Raw genomic sequence first — 16,466 nt, 5'->3', positions numbered from 1 at the left:
TGGGCGGTATCCCCTCCAGGAGGATGGCGAGCGCCCTGGCGCGTTGCTTTTCAGCGCAGGTGAGTAGACAGACCGATCACGTCCTCTGGCCGGATCAAGCGTGTGCTTTTAAGCAGGAAGTTTGTCTGACGCCGTCCCAGTAAGTCGATGCCCACAAAGTAACGCCCGCTCTGCTGGTTGTATTTGACGACGGTATCTCCAATACGGCCCGTGTAGCTATCCACCAGCCGCAAGGGCGTTCCGACTTCTGTCATTAAACCCGTCAGATCAATTGTGTCTTGGCCACTGGTGAAATCCATGATCAGGTCAGCGTCGTCATAGGCCGAGTCGCTGGCCTTCTCATACCTGAACGTGTTTCTACCGCCCACACCCCAGAGCGTATCTCCACCTGCCCCGCCGGTGAGAACGTTATCCACCGTATTGCCTATGAGCGTGTCACGGCCTGAGCCGCCAATCGCATTCTCCACGGTGACACCTTTGGCTATACCAACGTTATTGCGCAAGCCGCCTATGCTGGAGGCTGCGCCCTCGCGCAAGTCGATGGTCTGGTTCTGCCGGAAGCCCGAAAAGTCCAGGGTGTCATCGCCACCTTTGTCCCTCACCAGGAACCTGGGGGCGCCACTCTGGGAATGCAGGCTAAGGAAGGGATCACCGGTGTTGGAGTTGAAGCCATAGACAGTATCGTGCGGAGCAGGAAAAGGTTCCGGATTCGGGTCCGGTTGAGGTTCTGGCTTGGGCTCTGGTTGGGGCTCCGGCTTGGAAACTCCAGGTTCGTATGCCCCGCCAGTGACTATGTCACTGGCCTGAATGCGACCCACGCTCTTAATCAGAAAATCCGCTTTGCCCCTGCCAGTGGTGTCGAGACCCAGACTACCGTTTCCGCTGCGCGGGTCATGGCTCAGGACAATCTCGCCAGCACGCCCCGTAAACCGCTCAACAATGTTGAAATGCTTGATTGAGGTATTTTTCAATAAGCCCGAAAGGTCGATCTTGTCTGTGCCGCTGGTGAAATCCAGGATTTCGTCAGGCCTGGTGAGTGTCGAGTCACTCGCTCTATCGTAAGCAAACACGTCCGCGCCTGCGCCGCCTGTCAACCTGTCTGAACCCGCTCCACCCTTGAGCCGGTTGCCGGCCTCATTCCCTATGAGCTCATCGTCACCTGAGCCACCTGTGGCATTTTCAATGACAACGCCCTTGGCGATAGACACATTACCCTTCAAGCCACCCACATTGGAAAACGACTCCGCATTCAGGTTGATCTTCTGGTTCTGGGAAAATAGCGAAAAGTTCAGCGTGTCATTCCCGCCCCCGTCCCATACCGAAAATATCGGGGCGTCCTTCGAGGATTCAAGGCTGAAGTGGTCACGGTCAGTATTGGATTCAAAGCCATAAGTAGTATCGGTATTCCGAATATTGAGATTGGCCCCGTAGAGTTTCTGTACGGCAGCAATATCATCTTTCATTGGCGTTGAAGGTTCGCGCGATTTGAAGTCATGGCCCGTATGATTGGTTTCTCGCCAGTAACTCATCACGCTGTGGGCTCTGGTGTCCTGCGTGTATAGGGCATCTGCATAAGAGTGCACACTTTCACCATAGTCCCCAGGGTGGCCAAGCCCCAGGGCATGTCCCAACTCATGTATGGCCGTTGATAAAAAAACATCGCCATGCCGTGGGGCATCAGAAGCGCCTTTCGTTCCAACCGTAGTGCTCATATCACCGTACCAGCGATTAGGCAGTCCCGACACCCCGCCATTGTCATCGGGATTGGCCTTGATGGTTATTGAACCATCCGGACCTGGCGCCCCCTCCTTGAAGACAATATTTGTCACGTCCTGCCAAGACGTCAGGGCTTTGCGCAAGGACGCTTTCTGTTGCACAGAGAATTGATCGTCAAGGGTGAAGGAAAGCTCAATTTTGTTATCGCCATTACGATCGTAATGCCTCGAACCCTCTCGCAGGATCTGCTTTGCAGCATCATCCGTGGTGAAGGTTTTTTTTGAGGTTGCGCCATCACTGGTAGTGGCCGCATTCAACGTAGATAGCTCATGACTTGATACAGGCGGATTAACAAAAGAAGCAGTGACTCTCATAAAAACAACATCCTTTTAGTTGAGACTTTCATTCATCAGGAAACAGACTTTCAACGCGACTGTTTCACTTAACAGCCGCCTTAAAATCTCACATGAAAAAACCGAATGTCACCCCTATGAACGTTTCAATTTAAATATCCAAACAGCCAGAAACACATCGCCAATTTTTCAAGCGCACTATATTTATATTCAGAAGTTTCAGATCAGGCCAGCTCTGCATTCAATATGCGATACGAAGAAAACCGGAGACATATAAACCTACAATTAACCATCGCCCTAACCCGGGCATGAAAACAATCTGCTACACATCCGGCTGCTGCACCACGTGGTGCTGATGGCTGAGAGTCAGGCACTGGAAACAGGGCCAGACTCTGCCTTCACTCTGGCGGTTACCCAGGGGCGCCCGGCTGTTGAAGCAGACCTTTCAATAGCTGCAGCAACGTCGACAATGTCTTGGCGATCATCTCGTTCAACACTGCAAGCGTGGTCGTTTTCGAATCAGGCTCAGGGGGCGGCGCCGGGGACGGCACTACATTTGGCATGGGTAATGGCACCGGCTTGAACCCAGGCGTCGCCCCCGCCCACTGCACATCCGTCGACTTGATCCGGCCAACACTGTTGATCAACAACTCGGCTTTGCCACTGCCGTTCAGGTCAACTTCAAGGCTTGACCGGCCCATGGCGGCGTCGTACTTGAGCAAGGCCTCGCCAGCGCGCCCCGTGAATCGGTCCGTGAACACCAGGGTGCCCACCCCGGCTTCTTTCAATGCGCCCGACAGGTCGATCTTGTCGGTACCGCTGGTAAAGTCCTCGATCAAGTCAGGATCCTGAGGCGTGGAATCACTGGCCTTGTCGTAGATAAACATGTCCGCTCCGCCGCCACCGCGCAACTTATCAGCCCCTGCTCCACCTTTGAGTCGATTGCCCGCCTCGTTACCGATCAGGGTGTCGCGACCGGCCCCACCTGTTGCGTTTTCAATTGTGCACCCCTTGGCAATCGAGACATTGCCCTTCAAGCCGCCCACGTCAGAGAACGACTCGGCATTGAGGTTGATCTTCTGGTTCTGTGAGAACCCTGAAAAGTCCAACGTATCGTCACCGCCGCCGTCCCATACGCAAAAAACGGGTTTGTCCGTGGCGCTCTTGAGCGTCATCGCCTCCCGCTCGGTGTTGGAGTTGAAACCATACGTGGTGTCGGTATTGCGGGTTTGGTGATTGGCCCCATACAACCGCTGCGCTGCCGCGATGTCGTCCATCATTGGCGCGGATGGATTCGAAGACTGAAAGTCGTGGCCGGCCTGGTTTTTCTCCGACCAGTAGCTCATGACGCTGCGCGCCTTGGTATCCCCGGCATAGACCGCGCCACTGTTGTAGGCAGAGCCGCCACCATTGTAGTTGCCTGGATGCTGCAGGCCGATGGCGTGCCCGATTTCATGTACCGCGGTCACCGAAAAGTGGCTGCCCAGGCCAGGTCTGCTCCCTGCTTTCAGCGTGCCTATCGTCGCGGTCGTGCTGGTGTTGGAGCGTGTAGGTGATGTGGCAACACCACGGTCACCGCGAGGGTTGTTTTTAATGTTTACCGTGCCGTCTGCCCCATCTGCCTGCTCCTTGAGGTTAATGTTGGCAACATCCTGCCAGGACTGCACCGCTTGACGAACGCGTTGTTGCTGCTGCGCGGTGAAACTGGGGTCGACGGTGTAGGACAGATCAACTTTCTTGTCGCCGTTACGATCGTGAAACCGCAGGTTGTCCCGCGAGATCTGCTTGCCGGCCTGATCCGTGGTGTAGGTCGGCTTGGCTTTCGCGCCGAAGCCAGTCGGACCGGGGTCAGACTCCGGCAAGTTTTGAAGCATGGGCCTGATGGAGATCGCGTCAAAAACGTTCATGAGAAAGAGCACTCTCTTTTAATTAATAGACGAGCCGGAACAATCGGCATCAGCCATTAAGCTCCCATGCATGGAAAGCACGGGACAGCGCTTATTTAGTTCTCACCGAAACATTTAAAAGCGATGAAACACCCGCTAAGAAACTCAATAAATTACTTGTAATTTAAACAACTGAACACACACCAGCCGTTGCGGCAGCGCCTTGGTTTATCAGAAAAAAAACAAAACCCTACACAATGCCGCCAATATGAATACTCCAAACCGGCATCAACAAAGATACATCCACTCAAACTTTTCATCCAAATCCACCAGCGATCAGGACTTCACCGCTTGACGTAACTTCCCACGTTAAATCACCCGCCCATCCCAGCCCACCGTCACATGCCGCGGCAGCTCCCGCCGATGCTGCAACAACCACGCATCCAGCGTGTGCCCCACATGGGTCAGCACCCCCAACTGCGCACCCACCTCTTCAATACATTGCAACGCCAGCGTCAGGTCATTGTGATTGCGCGGTGCCTGCGGTTGCGGCGGCATGGAGCAATCGAGTACCAGCACATCCAGCGGCTCCCGTTGCAGCCAATCGCGGGTGGCGGGTGGCAGGCCGACCGTGTCGGTAAGGTAGGCAATGCGCCGCCCTTCACCTTCCAGCAGATACCCCAAGGTGGGCTTGGAATGCAGCAGCGGTAACGCGGTGACGCTCAGTTCACCCAACCGGCGGGTTTCAAACTCGGCAAACGGCTGGCTGAAATCGAGGATGCCGGGGTGCTTGTACAGGTCGGACAACCCTTCCGGATCCACCGGACCATGCACCGGAATCACCAGCCCCTGGCCCCAGCGCAGATGCAGCAGACCCTGGGCATGATCGGCATGGTAATGGGTCTGGAGAATCCCGTTGAAGCTGCGCGGCGGGAAGCGCTCGGTGAGGTCGGGCAACCCGCTGTCGATCAACCAGCGCTGGTCGCCACACTCGATCAATGCGCTGCATGGGCGGCGGCGCAGGCTCTGGTCATGGCGGGCCAAGCCACAGGCGGCGCACTCACAGCCATACACCGGGACTTGCCGCGCATCGCCGGTGCCCAGCAGTGTCAGGCGCATGCAGGTTGCCCGTCGAGGCAGCCCAGCAAGCGCTCGACCGTGTGTTCCAGTTGGCCGGAATTGTCGAGCAGGAACACATCTGCAGCAGCGCTCAAACCCTCGGCGAATCGCGCATTGCGCGCCAGGCGCAGATCAATATCCGCCAGGGATTCGCGCCCCCGCGCCAGCAAGCGCTGGCGCAAAACCCCTTGGTCTACCGTCAGCAGCACCACCAGCAGGTTCGGGTAACGCAGCCGGGTTTGCGCCAGGTGGCCGCGGGAGCCGTTGACCAGCACATCGTGCCCCGCCGCCAGCCACTCATCGATTTCCCGTGGGATGCCATAGGACAACCCGTTGGCGTGCCAGCTGAGGGCAAATGCGCCCTCGGCCTCCATTGCGGCAAACTGCGCCGGGCTCACACCCTGCGCCGCTTCGCCCACCGCTTCCGCCGAGCGGGTGATGACCCGCCGCACAATGCGGCAGCCACGCTCGGCCAGACGCGGTCGTGCGGCATCCAGCAGGCTGTCCTTGCCCGAACCCGATGGTCCGATGAGATAGATCAACCTGCCTGCCATCAAAACACCCTCTTCGCTTGTCGCCACACTTGTTGGACTACGGGCAGTCCGTCTTGGCTTTTTTTGGCTTGCACCAGGTCGGCCCGCAGACCGATAGCGATTTCGCCGCGATCACTCAGGCCCGCCGCGTGTGCGGGCGCCAGGCTGATCATCCTGACCGCCCGAGAAAGGTCGCCGCCGTCCTGTTGATTGGCCAGCACGAACGCCGCCTGCAACAGGCTGGCCGGGTAGTAGTCACTGGAAAGTATATCCAGCAATCCTTCGGCGGCCAGGCCGGCGGCGGCCACATTACCCGAGTGGGACCCGCCACGCACCACGTTCGGCGCGCCCATCAGAACTTTCATGTTCAGTTGACGGCAGCCACGGGCGGCTTCCAGGGTGGTGGGGAATTCGGCGATGGTCATGCCGTAGCGTGCCGACTCCTCGACGTGAGCCAGGGTCGCATCGTCATGGCTGGCCACCGACAGGCCGCGTTCCAGGCAATGCTCGACGATCGCGGCGCGGTAGCGGTCGCTGTACTCCCTGGAGTTGGCCATTTGCAGCTTGATGAACGCGTCCATGGTCTCGTCGTTCAGGTGGTACTTGCCCATGTAGTACTCACGGTACTTGGATTCAAGCACGAACTGGCGCTGGCCCGGCGAGTGGTCCATCACTGACACCAACTGCACCAACGGGTTTTCCACCAGGTCGCGGAACACGCTCAGGGTGTCGGGGTGGCACAGCTCGCAGCGCAGGTGCAGGTGGTGTTCGGCGCGGGTCAGGCCGGCGCTTTCTGCTGCCGCGATGGCATTGAGCATCGCCGGCAGTTTCTGCATGCGGTTGCCCTTGGGGTTCACGTCGCCGATGGACACCGCGTCGAACACCGTGGTGATGCCGGCCGCGATGATCTGCGCATCATGGCTGAGCACCGCCGAGGTCGACGGCCAGTCCACGCCGGGGCGCGGGGTCATGTGTTTTTCCAGGTTGTCGGTGTGCAGTTCCACCAGGCCCGGCAACAGGAAATCCCCGTCAAGGTCCTGGGCCTGGGGCAGTTGGCTGCGGCCTTCGGCGATGTCGACGATCAGCCCGTCACGCAGCACGACGCTGCCAAGGAACATACGGTCAGCCGTCACCAGCCGGGCATTACTGAGGATCTGTTCAGCGGGCATGGGCGTATTCCTCTTGGGCAACAGGCGCGGGGGTCATGTCGAAATGGCGGTCTGCGACCGCTTCACGGGCGGCGCGGTCGTGGAAGATGCCGATCAAGGCCGCGCCGGCAGCCTTGGCTTCGTTCATCAGTTCCAGCACCACCTGGCGGTTGCTGTCATCGAGGGACGCAGTGGGTTCGTCCAGCAGCATCACCGGCCAATCCACCATGAAGCCGCGGGCGATGTTGACCCGCTGTTGCTCGCCGCCGGAGAACGTACCGGGTGCCAGCTGCCACAGGCGTTGCGGGATATTCAGGCGGGTCAGCAGATGCTCGGCGCGCGACTGTGCATTGGCCTTCGACCAGCCACGGGCCAGGGCGGGCTCCATCACCACATCCAGGCAGGCCACCCGCGGGATCACCCGCAGAAACTGGCTGACGTAGCCCAGGGTCTGCTGGCGCACCTGCAACACCTCCCGCGGCTCGGCACCAACCAGCTCCAGCCATTCGCCGAGGTGCTGTACTCGGATGCTGCCGCCCGCCGGCAGATAGTTACCGTACAGGGTGCGCAGCAACGTGCTTTTACCGGCGCCGGACTGGCCATGCAGCACCAGGCACTCACCGCCTTTCACACTGAACCCCACCCCGCGCAGCACGTTCAGCACCACGCCGTTCTGCTGGTGCAAGGTGAAGGTTTTCGAGAGGTCACGGACCTCGATCAAGGCGTTCATCATGGTTGCAATACCGAAGACACCAGCAGTTGAGAGTAAGGGTGCTGTGGATCGTCGAGGATCTGGTCCGTCAGCCCGGTTTCCACCACGCGCGAGCGGCGCATCACCATCAGGCGGTCGGCCAGCAGGCGCGCCACGGCGAGGTCGTGGGTCACGATCACCACCGCCAGATCCAGCTCGCGAACGAGGCCGCGCAACAGGTCGAGCAAGCGCGCCTGCACCGACACGTCCAGGCCGCCGGTGGGTTCGTCCATAAACACAAGGCGCGGGCTGGAGACCAGGTTGCGGGCGATTTGCAGGCGTTGTTGCATGCCGCCGGAGAAGGTCCGGGGCAAGTCGTCGATGCGCTGCGGGTCGATTTCCACCTGGCCCAGCCAGTCGAGGCCGGCGCCACGCAGTTGCTCATAGTTGCGCACGCCCTGGGCCATCAGGCGCTCGCCGATATTGGCGCCGGCAGAGACCCCCATGCGCAAACCGTCCCGAGGGTTTTGCTCGACAAAGCCCCATTCGGTGCGCAGCAAGGTGCGACGTTCGGCTTCGCTGGCGCTGTACAGATCCAGCCATTCACCGTCCTTGCCGCGATAGCCGATGTGGCCGGCCTGCGGTGGCAGACGCCCGCTGAGCAGCGAGAGCAAGGTGGACTTGCCCGAGCCCGACTCACCAACAATCCCCAACACTTCACCGGGGTACAAATCGAAGCTGACGTCCTGGCAGCCCTTCTCTTCCCCGTACAACAACGACAGGTCACGCACTTGCAAAAGAGGCTGGCTCACTGGTTGTTCTCCTTGACCCGTTGGGCGCAGTACCAGGTGTCGGAACACACAAAACTCTGGGTACCGGCGTCGTCGAGAATCAGCTCATCGAGGAACGATTCATGGCTGCCGCAGATCGCGCAGGTGTGTTCCCACTTCTGCACTTCGAACGGATGGTCTTCAAAGTCGAGGCTGGTGACCTGGGTGTACGGCGGCACCGCGTACAGGCGCTTTTCGCGACCGGCACCGAACAGCATCAGCGCCGGGCTCATGTCGAGTTTCGGGTTGTCGAATTTCGGGATCGGCGAGGGGTCCATCACGTAGCGCTCATCCACCATCACCGGGTAGGCGTAGCTGGTGGCGATATGGCCGAAGGTGGCGATGTCCTCGTAGAGCTTTACGTGCATTACCCCGTAGTCATTCAGGGCGTGCATGGTGCGGGTCTCGGTTTCCGACGGTTCGATAAAACGCAGCGGCTCCGGGATCGGCACCTGGTAGACCATGATCTGATCGGCCTGCAACGGGGTTTCCGGGATGCGGTGGCGGGTCTGGATCACCGTGGCGTCCGGGGTGCTTTCGGTGGTGGCGACGCCCGCGGTGCGCGCAAAAAAACGCCGGATCGACACGGCGTTAGTGGTGTCGTCGGCGCCCTGGTCGATCACCTTGAGCACGTCGTCAGCCCCCAGGATCGCGGCGGTCAGTTGCATGCCGCCGGTGCCCCAACCGTAAGGCAGCGGCATCTCGCGGCCACCGAACGGCACCTGGTAACCGGGGATCGCCACGGCCTTGAGCAAGGCGCGGCGGATCATGCGTTTGGTCTGCTCGTCGAGGTAGGCGAAGTTGTACGCCGGGTCACGCGCAGGCGCTTGAGTCAGGTCATTCATGGCGGGTGCCCTCGGCCGGTTGGCGCAGTTTGCGGATCAGTTCCAGCTCGGACTGGAAGTCCACGTAGTGAGGCAATTTGAGGTGGGAAACGAAGCCCGCCGCCTCGACGTTGTCGCAGTGGGACAGCACGAATTCTTCCTGCTGGGCCGGCGAGACGATCTCTTCGTTGAACTCATTGGCCCGCAGCGAGCGGTCCACCAGGGCCATGCCCATCGCCTTGCGCTCGGCATGCCCGAATGCCAGGCCGTAGCCCCGGGTGAACTGCGCCAGCTCGGTGGCCGAGCCGACGAACTGGTTGACCATCTCGCACTCGGTGACTTCGATGCTGCCCAGGCAAATCGGGAAACCCAGCTCTTCCGGGTCGATCCACACCTCCACATCGCCGATGCGAATCTCGCCGGCGAACGGGTGGTTGCGGCCGTAACCACGTTGGGTCGAGTAACCCAGTGCCAGCAGGAAACCTTCGTCGCCACGGGCCAGGGCTTGCAGGCGCTGGGCGCGGTTGGCCGGGTATTCCAGCGGGTCGCGGGTGATGTCGGCGACGCTGCCGGTGTCGTCGGATTCGTTCTTGATCAGCCCTTCCTTGGCCAGCAAGCCGAGAACCCGAGGGCATGGTTCAAGGGCAGCATCCGGCGTGGTTTGCGGGCCCGGGTATTCACCTTCGGCCAGCAGTGCGAAGTCCAGCAGGCGGTGGGTGTAGTCGAAGGTCGGGCCCAGCAGTTGCCCGCCCGGCACGTCCTTGAAGGTGGCCGACAAACGCCGGCTCAGGGACATCTGCGCGGTGTCGATCGGCAGGCTCGGGCTGAAGCGCGGCAACGTGGTGCGGTAGGCCCGCAGCAGGAAGATCGCTTCCACCAGATCCCCCGCCGCTTGCTTGATCGCCAGTGCAGCCAACTCCGTGTCGTACAGCGAGCCTTCGCTCATTACTCGCGCGACCGCCAGCGGCAGTTGCTCGCGGATCTGCTCCACGCTCAGTTCCGCAATGGAAGTATCGCCCCGGCGTTTTTTCGCCAGCAGGCGGTGGGCATTGTCGATGGCCTGTTCGCCACCCTTGACGGCTACGTACATCAGGCATGCTCCTGTGCAATTCGGGTGCTGCGTGGCAGGCCGATCAGGTGATGGCCGGCGGCGAACAACACGTCCAGGCCACGGGGAAACGTCTCGCGGCGTTGACGTTCCAGCCAGAATGCTTGAGGCACCGGCAGGTTGACCTGACGCTGGGTCTTGATCCCCGGACCGCGCCAGTTCAAGGCGCGACCGGCTTCCAGGTCGGTCAACTGGACCAGCAAGGTGCAGGACTGATCCGGGTAGCGGTCATTGCCGTGGTCGAAGCCGCTGAGGTCGAGCAAGTCCTGTTCACCGAGCAAGGCGAACGCGGCCTCTTCCCGGTTGGCGGTCAGCGGGCAGCCGCAGTGAAAGGCCAGGTTGGCGCGGATCAGCGGCGTGTCGAAGCACGGCGCCAGCCAGAGCGGGGTGTCCATATCCAGCAGCGCCAGGCACAGCGCATAGGTAGCCGGCGCCAGGCCTTCAAGGCTGGGGGCCGCGGGCAAGGACTGGATCAGGCCGGGCTCGGCGAGGGCCTTGAGGGCCCCGCGAAAACCGCGCTGGGCGTCCAGCACCGGGTCTACAAAGGCCGGTTGCAAGCGTTGGGCATTCATCAGTTTTCTCCTCGAACCAGGGTGAAGAACTCGACCTTGGTGGCGGCGGTGTCGGCCTCTTTTTGCGCCCGGCGCTCGGCCTGGGCGTTGGCCAGTGCGCCGATCAGGTCGCTAAGCCAGGGGCTCGGGTGTGCCCCTTGCAAATGCGCATCCGCCAGGGCCGCCAGTTCGGCATGGACCTTGTCGCGCCCGGCCAGGTAGCTGTAGCCGGTGCGCCCGTCTGCCAGGCGCACCACGCAGCGGGTCACGCTCATTTCGCCGAGGTTGAACGGCGCGCCATTGCCGCCCATGCGGCCACGCACCAGGGTCATGCCGATTTCCGGGGCGCGGATCAGTTGGTAATCCACGTCGCGCAGGGCGTCTTCATGGGGCAGCAATTCACTGCGAAAGGCGCGGGCGAGCACGCCGATCCAGTGTTGACGCGGGGACAGGTTCATCGGGGTCTCCATCAGGTCACCACTTGGTACTGGAAGCGATCCGAACGGCTGGTGGACTGCGCCAGCTCCACCGGGCGGCCGTCGCGATCGCGGGAAAGGGTGAATACGGTGAGCGCCGGCAAGTGCCGGGGCATCATCAGCAGTGCGGCTTCGTCGCGGTTGGGCAAACGCGCGCCGATCAGGCTTTGGGTACGGGTCAACGGCATGTCGCGCTCACGCAGGTAGTGGCGCAGCGAGCCGCCGTTGTAGTCCGCCAGCAGCGGCGCATGGCTGGCGCAGTAACGGTGGCGGATCAGGCTGACCGGCTGGTGGTCGAGCTTGCGCAGGGTTTGCAACTCGATCATCGGCGCCATCTCGGCGATGCCCAGTTGCTGGGCCTCTTCGCGGCTGGCAAAGCAGTAGCGGCGCTTGAGCAGCATCGCTTCCACGCCCACGCCTTGGGCCGACAAGGACTGGCTGTAGGAGGTCTCGGCGCCCATCGGGTAAATCAGCGGGCGGTCCAGCACCTGGGTGCCCTTGCCCTGGCGGCGCAACAGGCTGCCTTCGAACACCAGCTCGTCGATGGCGCGGCGCAGGGTGTGGCGGTTGACGCCGAAGCGTTCAGCCAGTTGCACCTCGCCCGGCAGGAATTCACCGGCCTGGTAGCTGCTCAGTTCGCGGCGCAGGATGTCAGCGAGTTCGCGGTACACCGGCTCATCTTGTCTAGACAACTGCATGCTTAAAAAAAGCGCCCTGGGGCACCCCTCCGACGTCAGATGAACTGCTTGCGCAGGCGTTGGGACAGCACGTCGATACAGCTCACCACCACGATGATCACCAGCAGCACCGCGCACGTCTGCACGAACTGGAACGCGCGGATGTTCTCCCAGAGGATCACGCCGATCCCGCCGGCACCGACCATCCCCACCACCGTCGCCGAGCGTACGTTGGCCTCGAAGCGGTAGAGCGCGTAGGACACCCACAGCGGCATCACTTGCGGGATCACGCCGTAGATCACCTCTTGCAGGGCACTGGCACCGGTGGCTCGCACACCTTCAACGGGGCCCGGGTCGATGGCTTCGACGGCTTCGGCAAACAGCTTGGCGAGGACCCCGGTGGTGCTGATCCACAAGGCCAGGACACCGGCAAAAGGACCGAGGCCGACGGCGACCACGAACAACATCGCGAACACCATTTCGTTGATCGAACGGAAGGCATCCATCACCCGGCGCAGCGGCTGGTGAATCCACCATGGGGTGATGTTGTCGGCGCACAGGATGCCCAGGGGCACCGAGCAGACGATCGCCAGCACCGTGCCCCAGAGGGCGATTTGCACGGTGACGATCATCTCCTTGAGGTAGGAGCGCCATTCGTGGAAGTCCGGCGGGAAGAAGTCGGCGGCGAAGGTCGCCATGTTTCCGGAGTCGCGGTACAGCGCCAGCGGGTTCATCTCGGCGCCGTGCCAGGCCCAGGCCAGCAGGATCAGGAACAGGCCCCAGCCCAGGTATTGCGGCCAAGTCCTTTTGCCCACTGCTTCAGCATGCAAGGTAGTCATGGGTCACTCTCGGTGTAGGGTTGGAACTGGGCTTAATGTGGGAGCGGGCTTGCTCGCGAATGCGGTGACTCAGTCGCCGGATGCGTTGAATGACACACCGTATTCGCGAGCAAGCCCGCTCCCACATGAACCCGATTCCTACAGGGGGTTAGCCGTTGGCTGCGGTCTTCTTGTCCAGTTCGGTGATGCGCTCTTGCAGCTTGGCCAGGTCGGCGTCGATGTCGGCAAGCTTCCTGGCCTTGTCAGCCGCTTCCAACTTGTCGTCGGCGCTGATGGTGGTGCGCTGCTTGAACAGTTCCAGTTGGCGGATCGGCAACAACTGGTCGTCGCTGGACTTGAGGAACTTGCCCAGTTGCATGTTCTTCAGCACGGCCTTCTCTTCGTCGGTGTCACCGTAGTTGGCGAAGAAGTCGCGGATCTTGGTCTTCTCGCTGTCGCTCAGGGCCTTGCTCCACACCATCGGGTCGGCCGGGATCAGCGGCGACTTCCAGATCACCTTGAGCATGGCGGCCTTGTCCGGCTGGGTGACTTCCAGGCGGTCCCAGCTTTCGGTGTTGAAGGTGGCGACGTCCAACTGCCCCTTGGCCACGCTCAATGCGTTGACTTCATGGCTGGAGTTGAGGGTGCGCTTGAAGGCGGTGGCGGCGTCGACGTGGTTCTTGGCGAACACGTAGTAGCCAGGCACCAGGTAGCCCGAAGTGGAGTTCGGGTCACCATTGCCGAAGGTCAGGTTCTTGGCGTTCTTGAGCATGTCATCGACGTTGTTGATCGGGCTGTCCTTGCGCACGATCAGCACGCTCCAGTAACCGGCAGCCCCGTTGGCGGCGGCGGTCTGGGCGAAGATTTCGCCGTTGGAACGGTCCACCGCTTCCATCGCGGCCTTGTTGCCCAGCCAGGCCACGTCGACCTTGTTGAAGCGCATGCCCTGGATCAGGCCGGCGTAGTCGGAAGCGAAGGTGGCGTTGATGGTGAGGCCGGTCTTCTTGTGCATGTCATCCAGGAAGGGCTGCCAGATGCTCTTGAGGTTCTGCGAAGACTCGGTGGACATGATGCCGAAATTGATCGCCTTGTCGGCGGCCTGGGCAGTGCCCATGGCCACGCTGGCAAGCAGCACGGCAGACAGAAACACATGACCGATACGGTTCAACATGGAGAGGATTCCTGTGGGTCGTTAGTAAGGTTTCAAGCGCGGGCCAGGGCCAACCGTGCGGGGACGACGGGTGTGCGGGTCTGGTCGGAAAACATCAGGCTGGTGTCGACATCGGCACCGTACAAATCGTTGAGGAACTGGCTGCTCAGCTCGCTGGCCTGGCCATCGAAGTGAATCCGCCCGCCCTTGAGCGCCACGGCTCGCGGGCAATAACGCATGGCGTAATCGACCTGGTGCAGGGTGACCACCACGGTCTTGCCGTCGCGGCCGTTGATGTCGGCGAGGATCTCCATGACCTTGCGCGCCGACTCCGGGTCCAGGGAGGCGATGGGTTCATCCGCCAGGATCACTTCGGCGCGTTGCGTCAAAGCGCGGGCGATTGCCACGCGTTGCTGCTGGCCGCCGGACAAGGTGGAGGCGCGCTGGCTGGCCAGGTCTGCCAGGCCGACGCGGGCCAGGGATTCCATGGCGAACTGTTTTTCCTCGGCATTGAACAAACCGAGGTTGCCGCGCCAGCGCGGCATGCGGCCCAGGCAACCTAGCAGTACGTTGTCGAGCACGCTCAGGCGGTTGACCAGGTTGAACTGCTGGAAGATGTAACCGATGTCGGCGCGCAGGCGCCGCACCTTGCCATTCAACCGCCCGCTGGCCTGCACTTCCCGGCCCAGCACCTTGACGCTGCCGCCGTTGCTCTTGTCGCAACAGGCCAGGCCCGCGAGGTGGCGCAGCAAGGTGGACTTGCCGGAGCCGGAAGCGCCAATCAGCGCGACCATCTCACCGGTGGCAACGGTGAGCTCGAGGTCGACCAGCGCGGATTTCTTCGCAAAGGTCTTGTTCAGATGATCGACATGGATAGCTGGAGTCATGGGCTTCTCTGTCTGGTTGAACAGCCATCCGTGGCTGCGTTTGAGTTCAAACGACAGTAGGCGCGGGCTGTGTCAGCCCTATGACTTGCACATGACTGGAGTAAAACCGTTTGATGAAGGTTTGATGAAAGGTTGGAAGTAGCTGTAGGACGTTGATCGTTCCCAACGCTCTGCGTGGGAATGCCGCCTCGGACGCTCTGCGTCCATTGAAGTTTTGCGCAGTGGTGACGCGGAGCGTCACGGGATGCATTCCCACGCAGAGCGTGGGAACGATCCATACCTAACCTGTGGCGAGGGAGCTTGCTCCCGCTGGGCTGCGCAGCGGCCCCAAGCCTGGGTGACACGGTCTGTCAGATGTACTGAAGTGGCTGACTTGGGCCTGCTTCGCAGTCCAGCGGGAGCAAGCTCCCTCGCCACAAGGTCTTCGCCCGGCATTGGAAATGTACCGGACTGTGGTGCAATAGCTGGCCGCCAATATGTGCAAAAGGACAACGTGATGGGAAAAGAGAAGGCATGTCCGGTCATCCTGCGAACCCGCCAATCCCTGGAAATCCTCGCCTTCAAACACCCACTGGCAGGTCTTCAACTGGTCAAGGGCAGCGTGGAGCCTGGCGAAAGTACCGAGGTTGCGGCAGTTAGAGAGTTGTTTGAAGAGGCCGGGATAACCGGCAAGGTGATACGTGACCTGGGCACTTGGCACTCAGCGTCCACGGGGCATACATGGGCCTTTCATCAATGCCTGATCCCTGAAGACCTGCCAGATACCTGGACCCATTTTGCAGAGGATGATGGCGGCCACGAGTTCCAGTTCTTCTGGCACCCGCTGGCGAGCGAACCGTCAGAAGAGTGGCATCCGGTGTTTAAAGATGCCCTGGAGTTTCTAAAGCCGCGCCTTGCCGAAGTATCGCTTCAGGAATAATCAAGATCCCGGTAGATCGGTGATTTTTCCTACGATCTCTATGGCTTGCAGCAGCCTTAACTCGCCGCTAGCCTCTCCAAGTCGCTGCTCATCAGCGATCGGGTTTGGTCGCCCGGGTTAGAATGGCGCACAGTGCCGCGCAAGCGGCATTATCGTGTTCGCATTATGGCGAGCTGTGCGTGGGAGGGCCCTGGCCCTGCCGGGTTTCCATTCCCTGGTCGACCAACCTGCGTACAGCTCGCCACCCACCTGCTTGGTCGCAGATGTGGTGAGCTCCCACTGAATGGAGAGTCATTGCATGTACAAGGTCACGCCCAATCCGCCAGAAACGTCTGGCTCCAAGTCTGAAAAAAACAAGCTTCAGGACGCTGCCCAGCGGGCCATCGATCACTACCTGAAACCCGCCGAAACCAAAGCGTCCACCAATGAAAAAAACCACTTCAGTCTGTTCACCGTATCAGCCAACGTTGAAACGGAAGCACTGCTGAGCAACGCCTACGAAACACTCCAGTCTGCCAATGCAATGGCGTTGGACCTTTCCGAAAACATTGATGGCAAAGACCGCAGCCTGGTATTGGCGATGCAACAACTGCTGGAGTTGGGATTGTTGTTGGTGGATAGAGCGCTGGATCGAGAGTGCCCGGTGGCCTGATCAAAACCGAAATCCAACTGGCAACATAAATCCAATGTGGGAGCGGGCTTGCTCGCGAATGCAGAGGGTCAGTCAATACATCGGGTGACTGATCCACCGCTTTCGCGAGCAAGCCCGCTCCCACATTT

The 16,466-nt window shown here is 60.8% G+C and carries 17 protein-coding genes; 2 read left to right on the top strand and 15 right to left on the bottom strand.

The window, feature by feature from the left end; all coding sequences use genetic code 11:
* Positions 1-50 precede the first annotated feature (50 nt).
* The 15 genes from HX818_RS05390 to phnC form a co-directional block, all read right to left on the bottom strand.
* Positions 51-2,090, bottom strand: a complete 2,040-nt coding sequence (locus HX818_RS05390; RefSeq protein ID WP_177019603.1) for a M10 family metallopeptidase C-terminal domain-containing protein — start codon at positions 2,088-2,090, stop codon at positions 51-53.
* 389 nt (positions 2,091-2,479) lie between these two features.
* Positions 2,480-3,976: a M10 family metallopeptidase C-terminal domain-containing protein gene (locus tag HX818_RS05385; protein WP_177019602.1), complete on the bottom strand. Its 1,497-nt coding sequence runs from the start codon at positions 3,974-3,976 to the stop codon at positions 2,480-2,482.
* A 348-nt stretch (positions 3,977-4,324) separates the two neighbouring features.
* A complete protein-coding gene (gene phnP / locus HX818_RS05380; RefSeq protein ID WP_003210610.1) occupies positions 4,325-5,074 on the bottom strand; it encodes a phosphonate metabolism protein PhnP in 750 nt (249 codons plus the stop codon).
* Positions 5,065-5,628, bottom strand: a complete 564-nt coding sequence (gene phnN, locus HX818_RS05375; protein WP_087694466.1) for a phosphonate metabolism protein/1,5-bisphosphokinase (PRPP-forming) PhnN — start codon at positions 5,626-5,628, stop codon at positions 5,065-5,067. The genes phnP and phnN overlap by 10 nt, the downstream gene beginning before the upstream one ends.
* Positions 5,628-6,776: an alpha-D-ribose 1-methylphosphonate 5-triphosphate diphosphatase gene (locus tag HX818_RS05370; RefSeq protein WP_177019601.1), complete on the bottom strand. Its 1,149-nt coding sequence runs from the start codon at positions 6,774-6,776 to the stop codon at positions 5,628-5,630. The genes phnN and HX818_RS05370 overlap by 1 nt, the downstream gene beginning before the upstream one ends.
* The gene (phnL, locus tag HX818_RS05365; protein ID WP_177019620.1) at positions 6,766-7,485 is read right to left on the bottom strand and encodes a phosphonate C-P lyase system protein PhnL; all 720 of its coding nucleotides are present in this window, start codon (positions 7,483-7,485) and stop codon (positions 6,766-6,768) included. The genes HX818_RS05370 and phnL overlap by 11 nt, the downstream gene beginning before the upstream one ends.
* The gene (phnK, locus tag HX818_RS05360; RefSeq protein ID WP_085984643.1) at positions 7,485-8,294 is read right to left on the bottom strand and encodes a phosphonate C-P lyase system protein PhnK; all 810 of its coding nucleotides are present in this window, start codon (positions 8,292-8,294) and stop codon (positions 7,485-7,487) included. Before phnK ends, phnL begins: the two co-directional genes overlap by 1 nt.
* Entirely contained in the window at positions 8,255-9,121 is an 867-nt protein-coding gene (locus tag HX818_RS05355; protein WP_008434764.1) for an alpha-D-ribose 1-methylphosphonate 5-phosphate C-P-lyase PhnJ, read from the bottom strand. The genes phnK and HX818_RS05355 overlap by 40 nt, the downstream gene beginning before the upstream one ends.
* The gene (locus HX818_RS05350; protein ID WP_102369660.1) at positions 9,114-10,190 is read right to left on the bottom strand and encodes a carbon-phosphorus lyase complex subunit PhnI; all 1,077 of its coding nucleotides are present in this window, start codon (positions 10,188-10,190) and stop codon (positions 9,114-9,116) included. Before HX818_RS05350 ends, HX818_RS05355 begins: the two co-directional genes overlap by 8 nt.
* Positions 10,190-10,780 (bottom strand): phosphonate C-P lyase system protein PhnH, encoded by a 591-nt coding sequence (gene phnH, locus HX818_RS05345; RefSeq protein WP_063028147.1) that lies wholly within the window; start codon positions 10,778-10,780, stop codon positions 10,190-10,192. Before phnH ends, HX818_RS05350 begins: the two co-directional genes overlap by 1 nt.
* Positions 10,780-11,217 (bottom strand): phosphonate C-P lyase system protein PhnG, encoded by a 438-nt coding sequence (gene phnG / locus HX818_RS05340; protein ID WP_003210619.1) that lies wholly within the window; start codon positions 11,215-11,217, stop codon positions 10,780-10,782. Before phnG ends, phnH begins: the two co-directional genes overlap by 1 nt.
* 11 nt (positions 11,218-11,228) lie before the next feature.
* On the bottom strand, positions 11,229-11,933 hold the full coding sequence (phnF, locus tag HX818_RS05335) for a phosphonate metabolism transcriptional regulator PhnF (protein WP_023659262.1): 705 nt from the start codon (positions 11,931-11,933) through the stop codon (positions 11,229-11,231).
* A gap of 35 nt (positions 11,934-11,968) precedes the next feature.
* On the bottom strand, positions 11,969-12,751 hold the full coding sequence (gene phnE, locus HX818_RS05330; protein ID WP_003210621.1) for a phosphonate ABC transporter, permease protein PhnE: 783 nt from the start codon (positions 12,749-12,751) through the stop codon (positions 11,969-11,971).
* A 148-nt stretch (positions 12,752-12,899) separates the two neighbouring features.
* A complete protein-coding gene (gene phnD / locus HX818_RS05325) occupies positions 12,900-13,901 on the bottom strand; it encodes a phosphonate ABC transporter substrate-binding protein (protein WP_003210622.1) in 1,002 nt (333 codons plus the stop codon).
* 32 nt (positions 13,902-13,933) lie between these two features.
* Entirely contained in the window at positions 13,934-14,767 is an 834-nt protein-coding gene (gene phnC, locus HX818_RS05320) for a phosphonate ABC transporter ATP-binding protein (RefSeq protein WP_003210623.1), read from the bottom strand.
* 496 nt (positions 14,768-15,263) lie between these two features.
* On the opposite strand from phnC, the gene HX818_RS05315 reads away from it, so the two are divergent.
* Positions 15,264-15,686 (top strand): NUDIX domain-containing protein, encoded by a 423-nt coding sequence (locus HX818_RS05315; protein WP_177019600.1) that lies wholly within the window; start codon positions 15,264-15,266, stop codon positions 15,684-15,686.
* A 298-nt stretch (positions 15,687-15,984) separates the two neighbouring features.
* A complete protein-coding gene (locus tag HX818_RS05310; RefSeq protein WP_087694315.1) occupies positions 15,985-16,338 on the top strand; it encodes a DUF6124 family protein in 354 nt (117 codons plus the stop codon).
* The last annotated feature ends 128 nt before the right edge of the window (positions 16,339-16,466 follow it).

Origin of the sequence: Pseudomonas sp. F9001 (assembly GCF_013385435.1) — a bacterium.
Lineage (GTDB): Bacteria > Pseudomonadota > Gammaproteobacteria > Pseudomonadales > Pseudomonadaceae > Aquipseudomonas.
Note: the sequence above shows the minus strand (reverse complement) of the source record. Positions and strands in the feature narration are given on the sequence as shown.